15 protein-coding genes are annotated in these 14,578 nt (G+C 59.0%); 9 read left to right on the top strand and 6 right to left on the bottom strand.

Features of this window, described 5'->3' with window-relative positions; all coding sequences use genetic code 11:
* Positions 1–35 precede the first annotated feature (35 nt).
* The 3 genes from ACN2TU_RS08095 (at position 36) to ACN2TU_RS08085 (ending at position 3,176) form a co-directional block, all read left to right on the top strand.
* On the top strand, positions 36–1,190 hold the full coding sequence (locus ACN2TU_RS08095) for an acyl-CoA dehydrogenase family protein (RefSeq protein ID WP_435154526.1): 1,155 nt from the start codon (positions 36–38) through the stop codon (positions 1,188–1,190).
* 70 nt (positions 1,191–1,260) lie between these two features.
* Entirely contained in the window at positions 1,261–1,626 is a 366-nt protein-coding gene (locus ACN2TU_RS08090) for a DUF7344 domain-containing protein (RefSeq protein WP_435154524.1), read from the top strand.
* Between the two features lie 200 nt (positions 1,627–1,826).
* A complete protein-coding gene (locus tag ACN2TU_RS08085) occupies positions 1,827–3,176 on the top strand; it encodes a S8 family peptidase (RefSeq protein WP_435154523.1) in 1,350 nt (449 codons plus the stop codon).
* A gap of 30 nt (positions 3,177–3,206) precedes the next feature.
* Here the strand turns inward: ACN2TU_RS08085 and ACN2TU_RS08080 are convergent, their stop codons facing one another.
* Entirely contained in the window at positions 3,207–3,887 is a 681-nt protein-coding gene (locus ACN2TU_RS08080) for a DUF4336 domain-containing protein (RefSeq protein WP_435154522.1), read from the bottom strand.
* A 188-nt stretch (positions 3,888–4,075) separates the two neighbouring features.
* On the opposite strand from ACN2TU_RS08080, the gene ACN2TU_RS08075 reads away from it, so the two are divergent.
* Positions 4,076–5,326 carry an MFS transporter gene (locus ACN2TU_RS08075; protein WP_435154521.1) on the top strand — a complete coding sequence of 417 codons (1,251 nt, stop codon included), beginning with the start codon at positions 4,076–4,078 and terminating at the stop codon, positions 5,324–5,326.
* A 10-nt stretch (positions 5,327–5,336) separates the two neighbouring features.
* On the opposite strand, the gene ACN2TU_RS08070 is transcribed toward ACN2TU_RS08075, so the two are convergent.
* Together ACN2TU_RS08070 and ACN2TU_RS08065 are read right to left on the bottom strand one after the other, a co-directional pair.
* Positions 5,337–5,927: a DNA-3-methyladenine glycosylase family protein gene (locus tag ACN2TU_RS08070; RefSeq protein WP_435154519.1), complete on the bottom strand. Its 591-nt coding sequence runs from the start codon at positions 5,925–5,927 to the stop codon at positions 5,337–5,339.
* Positions 5,928–5,982: 55 nt separating this feature from the next.
* The gene (locus ACN2TU_RS08065; protein WP_435154518.1) at positions 5,983–7,341 is read right to left on the bottom strand and encodes an ATP-grasp domain-containing protein; all 1,359 of its coding nucleotides are present in this window, start codon (positions 7,339–7,341) and stop codon (positions 5,983–5,985) included.
* Positions 7,342–7,476: 135 nt separating this feature from the next.
* Here ACN2TU_RS08065 and ACN2TU_RS08060 point away from each other — a divergent pair, with 135 nt between their 5' ends.
* Positions 7,477–8,553: a succinylglutamate desuccinylase/aspartoacylase family protein gene (locus ACN2TU_RS08060; RefSeq protein WP_435154516.1), complete on the top strand. Its 1,077-nt coding sequence runs from the start codon at positions 7,477–7,479 to the stop codon at positions 8,551–8,553.
* A 27-nt stretch (positions 8,554–8,580) separates the two neighbouring features.
* Here ACN2TU_RS08060 and ACN2TU_RS08055 read toward each other — a convergent pair whose 3' ends face one another.
* On the bottom strand, positions 8,581–9,942 hold the full coding sequence (locus ACN2TU_RS08055; protein ID WP_435154514.1) for a DNA cytosine methyltransferase: 1,362 nt from the start codon (positions 9,940–9,942) through the stop codon (positions 8,581–8,583).
* 262 nt (positions 9,943–10,204) lie between these two features.
* Here ACN2TU_RS08055 and sdhC point away from each other — a divergent pair, with 262 nt between their 5' ends.
* The 4 genes from sdhC to ACN2TU_RS08035 are packed head-to-tail and all read left to right on the top strand — an operon-like array spanning position 10,205 to position 13,685.
* Complete coding sequence (gene sdhC, locus ACN2TU_RS08050) at positions 10,205–10,597, top strand: succinate dehydrogenase, cytochrome b556 subunit (RefSeq protein ID WP_266077846.1); 393 nt, start codon at positions 10,205–10,207, stop codon at positions 10,595–10,597.
* Positions 10,597–10,962: a succinate dehydrogenase/fumarate reductase transmembrane subunit gene (locus ACN2TU_RS08045; RefSeq protein ID WP_435154513.1), complete on the top strand. Its 366-nt coding sequence runs from the start codon at positions 10,597–10,599 to the stop codon at positions 10,960–10,962. The genes sdhC and ACN2TU_RS08045 overlap by 1 nt, the downstream gene beginning before the upstream one ends.
* 1 nt (position 10,963) lies before the next feature.
* On the top strand, positions 10,964–11,836 hold the full coding sequence (locus ACN2TU_RS08040; RefSeq protein ID WP_435154512.1) for a succinate dehydrogenase/fumarate reductase iron-sulfur subunit: 873 nt from the start codon (positions 10,964–10,966) through the stop codon (positions 11,834–11,836).
* A gap of 16 nt (positions 11,837–11,852) precedes the next feature.
* Entirely contained in the window at positions 11,853–13,685 is a 1,833-nt protein-coding gene (locus tag ACN2TU_RS08035; RefSeq protein WP_435154510.1) for an FAD-binding protein, read from the top strand.
* A 186-nt stretch (positions 13,686–13,871) separates the two neighbouring features.
* Here ACN2TU_RS08035 and ACN2TU_RS08030 read toward each other — a convergent pair whose 3' ends face one another.
* Together ACN2TU_RS08030 and ACN2TU_RS08025 are read right to left on the bottom strand one after the other, a co-directional pair.
* Positions 13,872–14,072, bottom strand: a complete 201-nt coding sequence (locus tag ACN2TU_RS08030; protein WP_435154509.1) for a XapX domain-containing protein — start codon at positions 14,070–14,072, stop codon at positions 13,872–13,874.
* Between the two features lie 59 nt (positions 14,073–14,131).
* Positions 14,132–14,311 (bottom strand): DUF7556 family protein, encoded by a 180-nt coding sequence (locus ACN2TU_RS08025; protein ID WP_435156153.1) that lies wholly within the window; start codon positions 14,309–14,311, stop codon positions 14,132–14,134.
* Positions 14,312–14,578: the final 267 nt, after the last annotated feature.

Here is a 14,578-nt window from a genome sequence, read left to right as displayed (position 1 = left end):
AAAACGATTTATCCGTGGCCCCGTAACTCGTTGGCATGGACTTCGAACTGACAAAAGAACAGCAGGCGATTCGTGACGAAGTGCGCAAATTCGCGGAGAATGAAATCGAACCGATCGCGAAAGAGTACGACCAGAAAGAGGAGTACCCGTGGGAAATCATCGATAAAGCCGCCGAGATGGGGCTAACCGGTGCCAACATCCCCATCGAGTACGGTGGCGCGGGCTACTCGCCGCTCGAAGTCGCCATCATCGTCGAGGAACTGTTCGCCGTCGACCCCGGTATCGGCCTCTGTATCACGAGCGCCGCGTTCGGTGGGGACGCTATCCGTGAGTTCGGAACGGAAGAACAGAAAGAGAAGTTCCTCACGCCGGTCGCGGAAGGTGAAGCCGTCATGGGTGCCGCCATCAGCGAACCAGACACCGGTTCAGACGTTTCGTCCGTCTCCACGACGGCCGAAAAGGACGGCGACGAGTGGGTTCTCAACGGCAACAAGATGTGGATTACGAACGGTTCCATCGGCGACTACTTCGTCGTGATGTGTAAAACCGACCCCGAGGCGGAAGACCGCTACGCTGGCTTCTCCCAAATCATCGTGGAATCCGACCGCGACGGCTTCGAAGCCGACAAGATTACCGGAAAACTCGGCATCCGTGCGTCCGACACCGCCGAACTCATCTTCGACGATTTGCGCGTTCCCGAGGAGAACCTCGTCGGAACGCGCGGAATGGGATTCCTCCAACTCATGCAGTTCTTCGACGAAACCCGAACTGCGGTCGCTGCACAGGGCGTCGGCATCGCCAAAGGAGCCTGCGAGCAGGCGCTGGAATACGCCCAGGAACGCGAACAGTTCGGTCGCTCCATCAGCGACTTCCAGGCGATTCAGCACAAACTCGCCGACATGCACACGAAGACCGAGGCTGCTCGCAACCTCACGTACAAATCCGCGTGGAGCGTAGCGAACGAGGACGGTCAACTCACGCAACTCGCGTCGATGGCCAAGGAGTTCGCCTCCCGTACCGCAGTCGAATGTGCCGACGAAGCGGTGCAGATTCACGGCGGGTCGGGCTACGTCAACGACTTCGATGCCGAACGGTTCTACCGCGATGCGAAAATTACGCAGATTTACGAGGGAACGACCGAAATCCAGAAAAACATCATCGCACGCGAACTACTCGGAAAAGGGTTCTAGCTCGCTCCTCGGCGAGTGCCTAAGCACTTAGGCGTTGTTCTTTTTGTGGTATGTGTCTACTGCACAGACGATGAGTTCTGACTCGCCAGACTTGCCGGAAATGGATTCGGAATCGAACGGCAAAGGGTCAGACGACCTTGATGCCCTGATGGAAGTCCTTTCCAGCCATCGCCGTCGCTATGCGTTGTACTATCTTCGAAAACAAAACGACGCCATCACGATGGAAGAACTCGCCAGTCGAATCGCGGACTGGGATTCGAACGTCGGCGTGGGCACCAAAGACCATATCCTGACCGAACTACAGCACAAACACGTGCCGAAGATGGAAGCGGTTGGTGTCGTCGAACGGAACGGTGACGAGGTTCGGTGTCCCGACACGGATGCACCGATAGACCGATATCTCGACCTCGCTAGCGATATCGAACGACAGCCGTAATCCCTTTCGCCTGGATCGTAGTTACTGACGAAACGGTTCTCAGGAGTCTGCTCGACGCATTTCTCAACGCAGAATATTCGGTGTAAACTCCGGGAGATTCCCGAAGAGATACACGATGTTCTTCGATTGGCCAGTACCGTATATTTATATGGAACCAAAAGTTGTATTCGTTACCGAAAACAATATAATTAAATATCTGCTTGGATGTCGAAAAACCAACGAGACGCTCATTTTTAAAGAGTGCGGGAGTCGCTTTCAGTGGATCGGCGCTGACCACGCCGACTGTATCGGCGGGTGCGTCAGAAAACAGATATATTATCGACCTCGACGGTGCATCGGACGACGCGCTTTCCGGACTCACCATCGTCCACCGACTCGACCAAATCAATATCGCAGTGGTCGAAGGCGAGGAGAATCAGGTGAGTGGCACGCGCTACTCCAAAGACGTCGAGATGGAACTCAACCAAGCCGAAGTCGAAAACAACGGTAACGGCGACGAACCCGGCCCGCACAAACTCTCGCAACTGCAATGGAACAAGCAGGCGCAGGGAATTTCCGGCGTTCACGGCACGACGCGCGGCGAGGGCACCCGTGTTTCGGTGATCGACTCCGGCGCGCTGGAGACGCATCCGGATCTGCAGGGCGTGCTCAACACCGAGCTTTCCCAAAATTTCACGGGTGACGGTGGGGACTACACCCCGATTATCAGCGACCACGGCACGCACGTCTCCGGCATCATCGCGGGGGACGACACGAACGGAGCCGGCATCGTGGGAACTGCGCCGGGAACCGACTTGGTCGCCCTTCGGGTGTTTACCGGGCCGTTCGCAACGTTCGGCGACATCATTGCGGCGATGGTGTTCAGCGCGGACATCGAATCCGACGTGGCCAATATGAGTTTGGGCGCGTACCCGCTTCCGAACAACGCCGACACTGCACTGCTTCAGGAGTCCATCGAGCGTGCATCGAGCTACGCGAACGAACAGGAAACGCTCATTGTTGCGGCGGCGGGTAACGACGGAGTGAACCTCGACGCAGATGGCGACGTGGTCAGCCTCCCGAACGAGGCGGACAACGTCATGAGCATCAGCGCGAGTGGGCCGATTGGCTACCGTTGGAACGACCCGGGCAACGGCAAGTTCATCCGGAACAACCACGCGGCGTTCAACCACATTGACCAACCGACGACGACGCCCGCGCCGTACACCAACTACGGATCCGAAGCTATCGACATCAGTGCCCCCGGCGGCAACTACGACCAGAACGCTTCCGACGACGAGAACTGGCAGTACGATCTCGTGCTCAGCACTGTGTTCGAATGGGGCGACAGTGAAATGGTTCCGGCCTACGGCTGGAAAGCTGGCACGAGCATGGCGGCCCCGCAGGTCGCGGCGACCGCTGCGCTCGTCAAGAGCGTCAATCCAGACGCCACGCCCGCACAAATCCGTAATCACCTCGAAGCGACCGCCGAGGACGTTGGGCAGTCAAGTTACAGCGGTGAGGGTCACCTCGACACCCGCGCCGCAGTCGATACCGAAATCGAAACCTGATCGCAACCCGCAGTCGATTTCGAATTTTTGTCAGAGAAGCCAGTCGAACCCGTCCAGCACCGCCTCTCTGCCACCCGATTCGAGCACGCTTCCGTGGCCCGGAATCACGCGGTCGAAATTCCAACCGAGGACGTTCCGAATCGACCGGCGAAGCGTCGCTTCGTTTGCCACCGTGAGTCGAAAATCGATGGGTGGGCCGACTCGGTCGTACACGCCCGCCACGCGCCCGAGGAGTCGGAGCGAAAGCGGTTCCTCAGGCGTGACGTGATAGCCGACATCGCCGACGATGAGCGTTCGACTCGGTCGATGAAAGAACGCGATTTCCGTGAGCCAGCGATGTCCCATGATTGCGATTTGATCGATGTCGGCACTCCAGCGTGGGTCGGGGACGCTCCCGAGAAGTGCGTCGAACGTGAGGTCGGTTCGGCGGGATGCCAGACCGGGTGCCGCGAGCAGTTCGGCATCCGGATACGCTTCGCGGTACTGCTCCATATGCAGGTGACCGTGGAGTTTGCTGGCGGGTACGACGAATCTGACGCCGCCGAGATCGTCCAGTGTTTCCTTCAGTTCCGGAGTGAGACGGGCCGGTGACTGGACGAACAAGCCGCCACTCGAAAGCCGAACGACGGTCATGATGCGCCCGATTTCGAGTCCGAAAAACCGCAGTGGTTCCTCGTGAATCCACAGGTTCGAATCGAGACGACTGAGCATAGGTGTCGTTGGTACCGTCAACCCATAGTTCGCTCTACTGTTTTCGAAGAGAGTGGTAGTGACTGGGGCGCTCGTCCGTCGTCACGACGGAAGAAAAATTGATTGTCGTGAACTGAATTCTGCTCCAGTTCGATTCGAAGTGAGGCTTATTCCGTCACGAAACGTACGAAATACGCGCACGGGACGAGATGAGTATTCAGAATACGGACGAAGCGACGGAGCCATACCCTTCACCGACACGGAAATGGCGCGCACTCCTCGTTATCGCAGTCGCTGAACTGTTGGCAATGTCGCTCTGGTTCAGCGCGACGGCATCAGCACCGGAATTGGCGGCGGCATGGAATCTCACGTCGAGCGAAACGGCGTGGCTGACGATTGCGGTGCAGTTAGGGTTCGTCGTGGGGGCGCTGCTTTCCGCGGTGCTCACGCTTCCGGATATCGTCCAATCACGCTATCTCATTGCCGGGTCGGCGATGGTTGGCGCCCTGACGACTGCCATCATCGCCGGATTCGTCACCACGCCGATTCCGGCAATCGCCCTTCGGTTTCTGACCGGTGTCGCACTGGCGGGTGTCTACCCGCCAGGGATGAAACTGATGTCCGGGTGGTTTCGAACGAATCGAGGATTCGCGATCGGTGTCCTCGTCGGCGCGTTAACCGTCGGCTCGGCGCTTCCACACCTGCTTCGTGCCGTCGGTGGCGTCGGGCAGCCGAGGGTCGTTCTGTACGGATCGGCGGGACTCGCCGTTCTCGGTGGACTGTCGGTGCTGGCCGTCGAGAACGGCCCGTATCAATCGCCGACCGCACCCTTCGACCCGAATGCCGTCCGTCGCATCCTCGAAGACCGGCCGACACTGTTGGCGAACGGCGGCTACTTCGGCCACATGTGGGAGCTGTATGCCGTCTGGACGTGGATTCCGACGTATCTCCTGGTCAGTTTCACGACGACAGGAACCACGGTACCGTCCGAACTCACATCGATACTCGCGTTCTGCACCATCGCAATCGGCGGTGCCGGGGCGATGGTGGCGGGCCTCCTCGCCGACCGGCTCGGGCGCACGACGGTGACGAGTGCGAGCATGGTCGTCAGCGGTATCGCCTGCGTTTCGGCGGGCGTGGTGTTCGGTTCGTCCCTGCTCGTGATGGTTCCATTCCTTCTCGTGTGGGGGTTCGCCATCGTCGCGGACTCGGCCCAATTTTCGACCTGTGTCACGGAGTTGGCCGAACCGAGCTACGTCGGAACCGCGCTGACCCTTCAAACTTCGATCGGGTTTCTGCTCACCACCGTTTCGATTCAGTCGATTCCGGTGGTCGCCGACAGCGTGGGTTGGCAGTGGGCGTTCGCTCCGCTCGCAATCGGACCCGCTGTCGGGACGTGGGCAATGCTCCGCCTTCGTGGGCTTCCAGCGGCGCGAAAACTCGCAGACGGGAATCGCTGATCGTTCGAACTCAGCCGGACTCGTACTCCGCCCAGATGTAGCGGGTTGCCACCGAGCGATACGGCCGCCACGCCTCCGCGATTTCGCGCATTTCGGCGCGGGTCAGTTCCTCGCCGTCGTTGTATACTTGTTCGATACCGCGTCGAACCGCGAGGTCACCGAGGGGAAGCACGTCCTCCCGTTCGAGGACGAACAGCAGGTACATCCGGGCGGTCCAATCACCGACACCCTTGATTTCGGTGAGTCGGGAAATGACTTCGTCGTCCGAACAGTCTGCCAAGCTGGATTTCGTGTAATCGTTGCGCTGGAAGGCGAGGGCCGCGTTCTTGACGTAATCCACCTTGGTACGCGAGAGGCCCGCATCTCGCAGTTTTTCCTCGCTCGCCTCTAGCACGGTTTCGGGCGTCACCTCGTGGTCGAGCAGGTCGAACACCCGTTCTTTGACGGCCTTCGCACTCGCCGTCGAGAGTTGTTGGTTGATGATGGAGATACAGAGTCGCTCGTATTCACTCCAGTCTCGTTCCGTATACGGGTCGTGTCTGTCGAGCAGGGTCGCCATCGTCGGGTCGGTTCGAAGCGTGGATATGGCGTCGTCGTTCATGGATGGTGGGGCCGTGTTCGAATGTTGGTATGGAGCGAACCGAGAAAAGGCGTTCCTATCCTTCTTGTTCTTCTTCCTCTTCCATCTCGACTTCGTCGTCACCGTCCACGCGGCGGCGCACGTCCACCTGATAATGTTTCAGGATGTCACGGCCGAGCAAGACGGGATAGTCCATGTGGCTCCGGTCTTCGATGCTCGCCGTAACCGTGTGGCGGTTGCCGCCGACGCCGACGACCACGTCCACGACGGGGCGCGATTTGCTGGACTTTCGGCTTCCAGATTTGACTCGCGTCATGCTCTTGATGGGTCCTGCGCCGATCTGTGCCGCGAGTTTCGTGTCGATGCTCGTCCGGGTCGCGCCCGTGTCGGATTTTGCGACGACGGTTTCGGAACCGCTCGTTCCGCTCACCAACACGTCCTCGGTGTAGCCAATGACGATGGTTTCCGTCGGGTCGGGGCTGGTGCTGACTGGTTTGCACGACGGCACCGAATCGTCGAGCGTGGCGGACAGTTCGTTGACTCGGTCGCGGTCGACTTCGCCGCCCGCCGCCTCGATTGCGGCTTTCGCGATATACGGTGCTGCGCTTCGACCCGTCGCCTTGTACAGTCCTTTGAAGCCTGCGGTCGGGTTCACTTCGAGGACGAACCAGCCGTCGGTTCCTTCGATGAGGTCAACGCCCGCGTAGTCGAGTCCGATAACGTCGGTCGCTCGTCGTGCGATATCGACGACTTCGTCGGGGAGTTCGTGGGTCATATCCTCGACATCCCCGCCGAGGGCGACGTTCGTTCGCCAGTCGTTTTCCGGCGCGTACCGGTTCATCGCGCCCACGATTTGGTCACCGACGACGTAGACGCGGAGGTCACGGTGTCGTTCCCCGTCCCGTTCGATGAGTTTCTGCAAGAACGCCTGTCGTTCACCGACGCGTGGATTGACCATCTCGTCCGCGCCAACTTTCCACGTTCCGCCCCCGTGGGTTCCGATTGCGGTTTTGTAGACGGCTTCCTCGCCGAAATCCGGGCGACCATCGTTCAGTCGGTTGTTGTCGAGCGCGAGAAGTGCGTCCGGAACGGCGATACCGGCGTCAGCAAGCCTCGAAGCGGTCGAGAATTTGTGAATCGCCGTCATCACGGCACAGGGTCGGTTGAGAACTGGAACGAGAGAATCAAAGATGTTTGCGAGGCCGAGTGCTTCCGAGGGCTGTTCGGTGTTCGAGAGCAGCAGTCGGTTGGCAACGATATCGATATTCGGTTCGAGCGTAACCGTCCCCTCTCGAATCTCGACTGCCGTGTTCTCGTGACGAAGCCATTCGGGTTCGTGGCCGAGATCCTCGACAGCGTTGCAGATCGCTTTCGTTTCTTTGCTGTTGTGTAAACTGAGTACCCCAACGCGAACAGGTGAGCCGTGAGCAGCCATGTGTGCTACATTTCGTAGCTCTCGTCTTAAAACGTTCTCGATCGATTTGAAGCGTCAACCCCCGATGAGCCGATAGTTTTGGGATTGGACATGTGTAGTAGTATATTTTTATACGGTGACCCCCGAGTGCTGTACATGACTGGGGACGAGGCAGAACCGTTCACGTACAACGGCGGTATCGTAGAGCCGGGCGAAACGCAAAACATCCGATATGGTATCAGCGAGACGTATCTCGGCGACCCGGTGCGCATTCCCGTGACGATTATCAACGGCGAGTATCCCGGTCCGACCGTGTACCTCTCCGCGGCGGCCCACGGCGACGAACTCAACGGAATCGAGGTCGTCCGTGAAGTCGCTCATTACTGGAATCACGACGACCTCCACGGAACCATCGTCTGTCTCCCCGTGTTGAACGTCCCCGGATTCCTCGCCCAACAGCGATACCTCCCCATCTACGACCGCGACTTGAACCGCTCGTTCCCCGGCCGCGAAGATTCCACGAGCGCGAAACGGATGGCTGCCCAAATCTACCGCAACTTCATCGAACCGTGTGACCTCGGTATCGATTTCCACACGTCTACTCGCGGGCGGACGAACATGCTCCACGTTCGCGCGGACATGGAAAACCCGGAAGTGGCTCGTCTCGCCCGCGCTTTCGGGTCGAACGTTATCATCTCCTCGGGAGGTCCGTCCGGAACGCTCCGCCGGGAGGCGTCGGACGGTGGCGCACCGACCATCACCATCGAGATGGGTGAGGCCCACCGGTTCCAGCGTCATTTTATCGACCGGGCGCTCGAAGGCGTGATGAGCGTCTTCGCGGAGTACAACATCCATCCCGACGACCCGGTGAAATGGCCCGGTTGGCGGACGGTCATCGATGATGAAAAAGAAAAGACGTGGCTCCGGGCCGACGCCGGAGGTCTGGTGGAGATGCATTACGACAGAGGCTCGCTCGTCTACGAAGGGACGCCCATCTGTACCATCACAAATCCGTTCAAAACCGAAAACGAGCACGTCGAAGCACCCTTCACCGGTCTGCTCGTCGGTGTCCTCGAAAACCCGGTGGTGTACCCCGGCAACCCGCTTTGCCACATCGTCGAACTGAACGCTGACACCCGACGAGCGCTAAAGCGTGACCGAGCGCACGCGGAGTCCGAGGGTGACGTTCAGCCGCCGGGGTACGTGGGAACTCCGGAACCCGCGGAGCAGTAGGGAAAGACGGATAGTTAGAATTCGAATTCAGATTTTCGTGGTGCGTTTTTCGTGCGTTTCCAGCAGGTGTTCCGCGAGTCGCTTCCCCATCAATGGCGGAACCGCATTCCCGATTTGGTTGGCGATGTCGTCGAACGACCCGACGAATTCGAATGAATCCGGAAAGCTCTGAATCCGCGCCCCTTCGCGGAGCGAGAGGCCGCGGTTTTCGGTCGGATGGAGTTTGTCACGCGGGTTGAAGTCGGTCGTGAGGATGGTGTTCGACTGGCCATCGGGCGTGAGTCGCATGTATCGCGGGCGGATGCCGGATTTCGTGTTCAAATCGTACCCGGTCGTCTCGCCGTCGATGTCGGTTCGAACCCAGCCGTCGGATAGCAGGTCGTCCAAGGCTTGCAGCACGTCGTCTTCCTCGTGTTCCAGTTGTCGCGCGATTTTGAAATCCGGAACCGCGCCAACCGACTTTTCGCCCATCCTGAACTCCTTTCGGGTTCGATTCCGGGCGATGAAATGCAGACAGTCCTGTTCAACTGCGGTAAACTGGTCGGCAATCAGTTCCCAGACCTGCCGATAGCGGTCGCCGAACCGACTGGAGCGATACATCTCGCCGGGACGAAGACAAGAGACGATCTGCCGGGTCGTCTCGTCGTCGGTAGGCGTCTTGGCGACTTGGTTCCACGTTTTTTCCGCACCATCGCGGATGAGAGGTAGATAGTCGTTGTCCGGGTAGTCGCTCAGGGGTGGAAGCGAAACGACCCCGTCCTCGGTCGGGGCGGGAAGGTCGCGAATCGCGTCTCGGACGGTCGTCCATCCGTTCTGAATCGTTCCATCGAGCGAGAGTTGATTGCCGCCGTTTTCGTGGTACTCGCCGCGGGGAAGCGAAGGGGAGACTCGCGACCCTTTTCGAACGCCGAAGTAGATGACGCGCTCTCGGGTCTGTGGAACGCCGTAATCCGCGGCGTTCAGTTTCTTCCACGTCACATCGTAGCCCGCGTCAGCGTACTCGGTTTCGATTGCGGCCAGAAACTCGTCGCTGATAGTGGCCATTCCGGCAACGTTCTCCATCATCACGTAATCCGGGTCGAGTTCCCGAATCCACTGGATAAACGAAAAGACGAGTTCGTTTCGCTCATCGTCCAGTCGTCGGTGGCCGCGCGCATCGCTGAATCCTTGGCAGGGCGGACTTCCGAAAACGATGTCGAACGCCTCGTCCGCGAAGGCGTCGGGGACGCCCTCGCTGATGTCATGATGGATTGCCTCCCCGTCGTGCGTTTCATCGAACGTCTTCAGCGCCTGTTCGTTCCTGTCCACGCCGTATTCGACCGAAATTCCCGCCTGCTCGAACCCGCAACTAAATCCGCCAGCACCACAAAAGAGGTCGATTGCCTTCATTTTGTTCGTGCCTCTCACAGCTAGGTAAAATACTCTCGGACTTCGTGAAGAAAATGAAACAGTTTGAAACACCGTCCGTTTCCAGAGCGAATAGGTCACCGGTTCGATTCGCTCGTGGGCGATTGGTGTGCCGAGTACAGCGAGGAAACCGACTATCGGAACATTGGTCACGATTACTTCCAACTACAGTTTCATTTTTACCGGCGAGAGCGGCGGCAGGTAGTAACTTCTATTTGCCCCCGGTACCGACCATCCGACTGGAATGAGTCAATCGTACAACCGGGGCCTCGTCGAGGACTTCGGCCGATGGCGGGAATTTTCGGCCGGAATGTGGGCCTGGATTTTCCACAAATTCACCGGGTGGGTGCTTATCGGCTACCTGTTCACGCATATCGCCGTTCTGAGCACTGCCACCGCAGGTGCTGAAACATACACGTCCACTATCCAAGGCCTCGAAGGGCTTCTTCTCGTCCGAATTGGCGAAATCGGTCTGCTCGCTGTTGCTGTCTTCCATATCCTCAACGGCGTCAGACTGCTCTTCGTCGACCTCGGACTGGGACTCGAATCGCAGGACAAGAGCTTCTACGCCTCGCTCGTGGTGACGGCGATCATCGTGCTGGCGAGCGTCCCGACATTCCTCGAGGGGGCGTTCTGATGGCGGAACGATACTCGTCGTTCCAGAGCGGGAGCATGACATGGTTCCTCCAACGCGTTACTGCGGCGTTCCTCGTCGTGGTACTGGCGTTCCACTTTTTCATGCTCCACTTCTACCACCACGCGTACGAAGTCACATTCATGGGCACGCAGGCACGGATGTCACAGTGGGGCTACTTCCTCACGATGACGCTGTTCCTCATCACGGCGACGTTCCACGGCGTGAACGGCGTCTACGCCGCCCTCGTGAATCAGGGTCTCTCCGGCAGTCAGCAGACCGCCGTGAAGTGGGTGCTAGTGATTGCTGGCGTCCTCCTCGCGGGACAGGGAACCTACGTCGCACTCGTCATGAACGGGATGATTTAACATGAGTACGCAAGTACCCGAAAAAACCGAATCCGAGACCGAAAGCGAAACGGAACGTACAGAGACCCCCGGTGACCGACGGCGGGCCGAGAAACGTGCCCGACAGAAGGGCACCACCGAGGCGCAGGAGACGACCGAGACGGACGAGGAGTCGATCCACCTCAAGGTATTCCGCTACGACCCCGAAATCGAGAGGAAGATGGAGCCCCGATTCGACGACTTCCACGTCCCCTTCACGAAAGGGATGACCGTCTTGGACGCGCTAATGCTCGCGCGTGACCGCTTCGACACGACGCTGACGTTCCGACACTCCTGCCGACAGGCCATCTGTGGCAGCGACGCGTTGTTCATCAACGGCACCCAGCGACTGGGCTGTAAAACCCAGATATCGGACTTGGAAGAGCCGGTTCGCGTCGAACCGCTCCCGCACGCCGAAGTCGTTAAAGACCTTGTCGTCGATATGGAGCACTTCTACGACCAGATGCACGCGGTCGAGCCGTACTTCCAGACGAACGAAGCTCCAAGCGACGAACTGCAGGAACAGCATCAGACGCGTGAAAACCGCGAGAAAGTGAAGATGTCCACGCGCTGTATCTGGTGTGGTGCGTGTATGTCTTCGTGCAACATCGCGGCAGGGGACAACGAGTATCTCGGCCCGGCGGCGCTGAACAAGGCGTTCCGGTTCGCCATGGACAAGCGTGAAGGCGAGGATATGCGAGAACACCGCTTCAAGATTCTCGACCAGGAACACGGCGTCTGGCGCTGTCAGACACAGTTCTCCTGTACGAACGTCTGTCCGAAAGACATCCCGTTGACCGAGCACATTCAAGAACTCAAACGCTCGGCAGTGAAGAACAACCTCAAGTTCTGGTAACCCTAATTTAGCAACAATGTACGAACACGACGTAATCGTCGTCGGTGCTGGCGGTGCGGGACTTCGTGCGGCCATCGCGGCCCACGAGGAGGGCGCGGATGTTGCCCTCGTCACGAAGCTGCATCCCGTACGAAGCCACACCGGCGCGGCGGAAGGCGGTATCAACGCGGCGATTCGAGACGGCGACTCGTGGGAAGACCATGCCTACGACACGATGAAGGGGTCGGACTATCTCGGCGATGCCCCGGCAATCGAGACGCTGTGTCAGGACAGTCCGAAGGAAACCATCCAACTCGAACACTGGGGAATGGCGTTCTCGCGCGAAGAGGACGGCAGCGTCTCCCAGCGACCGTTCGGTGGTCTCTCGTTCCCACGAACGACCTACGCGGGAGCCGAGACGGGACACCACCTGCTCCACACGATGTATGAGCAGGTCGTCAAACGGGGCATTCAGGTGTACGACGAGTGGTACGTCACCCGACTCGCAGTTACGAACCAAGAAAACCCCGAAGAGCGCGACTGTCACGGTGTCATCGCCTACGACATCAAATCGGGCGAGGTGCAGGGCTTCACGGCGCGCAACGGCGTCATCCTGGCGACCGGTGGCCTCGGTCAGGTGTTCGACCACACGACGAACGCGGTGGCGAACACCGGCGACGGTGCCGCGATGGCCTACCGCGCTGGCGTCCCACTGGAGGACATGGAGTTCATCCAGTTCCACCCAACGACGCTCCCTTCGACCGGTGTTCTCATCTCCGAAGGTGTGCGTGGTGAGGGTGGTATCCTCTACAACAGCGAGGGTGAGCGGTTCATGTTCGAACACGGCTACGCGAACAACGAGGGGGAACTCGCATCCCGTGACGTTGTCGCCCGTGCCGAACTGACCGAGGTGAACAACGGACGCGGAATCAACGACGAGTACGTCCACCTCGACATGCGCCACCTCGGCGAAGAGCGCATCATCGACCGCCTCGAAAACATCCTCCACCTCGCGGAGGACTTCGAGGGCGTCAACGCGCTCGAAGAACCGATGCCCGTCAAGCCCGGTCAGCATTACGCGATGGGTGGCGTCGAGACGGACGAAAACGGTGAAACCTGTATTTCGGGGCTGTACGCGGCGGGCGAGTGTGCCTGTGTATCGGTGCACGGTGCGAACCGCCTCGGCGGAAACGCCCTGCCCGAACTCATTGTCTTCGGTGCACGCGCGGGTCGCCACGCAGCAGGCAAAGACCTCGGGGAGCCGGAAATCACGACGGGCAAAACCGACGACATCGAAATCGGCGAGGTCGAAACGCCCGTCGAACCTGGTGCTGTCGGAACGCCGGAGGACGCCGTCGCGGACGGTGGAGCCACAATGGCCAAGCCGTCTCAGACCGTCGAAACGGCGCTCGAAGCCGAACGCGCTCGCGTCGAACGCCTCCTCGAAAAGGACGACGGCGTCCAGCAGGCCGAACTGCGCGCCAAACTCCAGAAGTCGATGACGGCGAACGTCAACGTCTTCCGGAACGAGGAAGGTCTCAAACAGGCACTGCGCGACATCCGCGAAGTGCGCGAAGAGTTCGAAAACGTGTACGTCAACGACCCATCGCGCACGTTCAACACCGACCTCATCCACACCATCGAGATGCGCAACCTCATCGACCTCGCGGAAGCCATCACGCTCGGCGCACTGGTTCGCGACGAGTTCCGCGGTGCCCACTGGCGACAGGAGAATCAGGAGCGCAGAGACGACGTGTGGCTGAAGCACACGCTCCTTTCGTGGAACAACGGCACGCCGGAACTCTGGTTCAAGCCGAGCATCCTCGAAGGTGAAGACAAAGAGTACGAACCGAAGATTCGTTCATACTGAACTCGGCGTTTTGTTTTCGTTTGGTTTTCCGTCAACTGTGTTTTTATTGGGGTGGTATGGGTTCTGATGGTGGGTTTGACGGGAGACCGACTGCTGGCGCTTGGCAACAGCAACCTCGACTCCAGAACCAATTTTGATCTCGACGAAGACTGAAAACCGACGGACTAAAACCCACCGTTCGAGTCGCTATCCCGAGATTCCAAGCTTCGTCAGGAGGTTCACAGTCCAACCCATCGTATCCACGATCTTGTATCCGAGATAGATGCCGATAATTCCCGTGATGCCCGGCAGTTTCGGCGGGGCGGGAATCGGCACGCCGAGGGAGTGAAACAGACCACCGGTTATCACGCCGGTCAGTAACGCCAAAACGGTCATTGTGAGGTTCATCGTGGACTTACTGCGAACAGAAACGTAAAAAATAGTTCGGAGTCAGCGACACGGCGGAATCAGCGACACTGGGAAATCGTCCGCGATTCCGAGAGCGGCATCGATACCCACGCGTCATCGCGAGTCACATCCGCGATGACGGCCAGTTCGTCGCCATTCTCGTCCTCGTCAACGGCGAACATGATATCGTCGTCGGGAGCCTGTGCCTCGAAATCGTCGGCTGAGCGTGTCCAATTCAGAGTAGATCACCGTGGTTCGACTCGACCTTCGGCAGGTAAGCACCTGGGTATCGGGCCGTATCCCCCTTTGTTATGTACCGCCTTCGGGTGGATAGGATTCGATTGTCGTCCCATTTCCATGAGTTTTGTCCAGTTCATCGAATCGATACGTGATGGCTGACCGGACGATGGTGGAGTACGCGCAGGATAACAAAGTACCATCCGAGACTACGCCAGTCACGGACTGATTTCATGGTATCTGGAGAACTGAACACGAGACAGCACCGC

The sequence above is a fragment of the Haladaptatus marinus genome (assembly GCF_051194195.1).
The sequence above is the reverse complement of the archived record's forward strand: the minus strand, read 5'-3'. Positions and strand labels throughout refer to the sequence as shown.